This window comes from Kitasatospora sp. NPDC032757 (assembly GCF_055579305.1).
Genome location: NZ_JBVINN010000031.1, coordinates 107898 through 109188, shown reverse-complemented (window position 1 = coordinate 109188; position 1291 = coordinate 107898). Strand labels below are relative to the sequence as shown.

The following is a 1291-nucleotide window of genomic DNA, read 5'->3' as shown; positions in this document are numbered from 1 at the left end:
GTTACATTCCGAACCCGGAAGCTAAGCCTCACAGCGCCGATGGTACTGCAGGGGGGACCCTGTGGGAGAGTAGGACGCCGCCGAACAATCATTCAAGGCCGCGGCCCCAGCGATTCGCTGGGGCCGCGGCCTTTTTGTGTTTTGCGAACGTGTACAACCCCGACAGATCGGGACTTCCGCCCAGGCGCGGGGCGTCCCGGGATGTCGGACAATGGAGTAGGTGCGCGGCCAGGAGGCCGGCATCGAACCGCGTGAGGGCAGTGGTGTGTCGCCCAGGCCGCGGTGGAGCTGAGCAGCAGAAGGAGTCGCCACAATGTCGAACCAGCCCCAGGACCGTCCCGAGCGTCGATCGGACGACGGCCGCGGCTACGAGCCCCGGTCTCGCGGGGGCTGGTCCAACGACCGTGGTCCGCGCCGCGACGACCGGGACGACCGTCCGCGTCGTGACGACCGCCCCTCCGGTGGCGGTTTCAACCGCGACCGCGACGACCGCGGTGGCTTCCGTCGTGACGACCGCCCCTCCGGTGGTGGCTTCCGTCGCGATGACCGTCCGTCGGGTGGCGGTTTCAACCGTGACCGCGATGACCGTCCGCGCCGTGACGACCGCCCCTCCGGCGGTGGCTTCCGTCGCGATGACCGTCCGTCGGGTGGCGGTTTCAACCGCGACCGCGACGACCGCGGCGGCTTCCGTCGTGACGACCGCCCCTCCGGCGGTGGCTTCCGTCGTGACGACCGTCCCTCCGGTGGCGGTTTCAACCGCGACCGCGACGACCGCGGCGGCTTCCGTCGTGACGACCGCCCCTCCGGCGGCGGTGGTTTCCGTCGGGACGACCGTCCCGGTGGCTTCAACCGTGATCGTGATGACCGCCCGCGTCGTGACGACCGCCCCTCCGGCGGTGGCTTCCGCCGTGACGACCGCCCCTCCGGCGGCGGTTTCAACCGCGACCGCGACGACCGCGGTGGCTTCCGTCGCGATGACCGTCCCTCCGGTGGCGGTTACAACCGCGACCGCGATGACCGTCCGCGCCGTGACGACCGCCCCTCCGGCGGTGGCTTCCGCCGTGACGACCGCCCCTCCGGCGGCGGTTTCAACCGCGACCGCGACGACCGCGGCGGCTTCCGTCGTGACGACCGCCCCTCCGGTGGCGGTGGTTTCCGTCGGGACGACCGTCCCGGTGGCTTCAACCGTGATCGTGATGACCGTCCGCGCCGTGACGACCGCCCCTCCGGCGGTGGCTTCCGCCGTGACGACCGCCCCTCCGGCGGCGGTTTCAACCGCGACCGCGACGAC

Annotated in this window: 1 rRNA gene and 1 pseudogene; both read left to right on the top strand. The window is 71.7% G+C overall.

The features are described 5' to 3' along the window. Positions 1–86 (top strand): 5S ribosomal RNA (gene rrf / locus ACZ5WK_RS28490); the annotation flags it as partial. 506 nt (positions 87–592) lie between these two features. Next, positions 593–1291: pseudogene (locus ACZ5WK_RS28485) on the top strand (tetratricopeptide repeat protein); the annotation flags it as partial.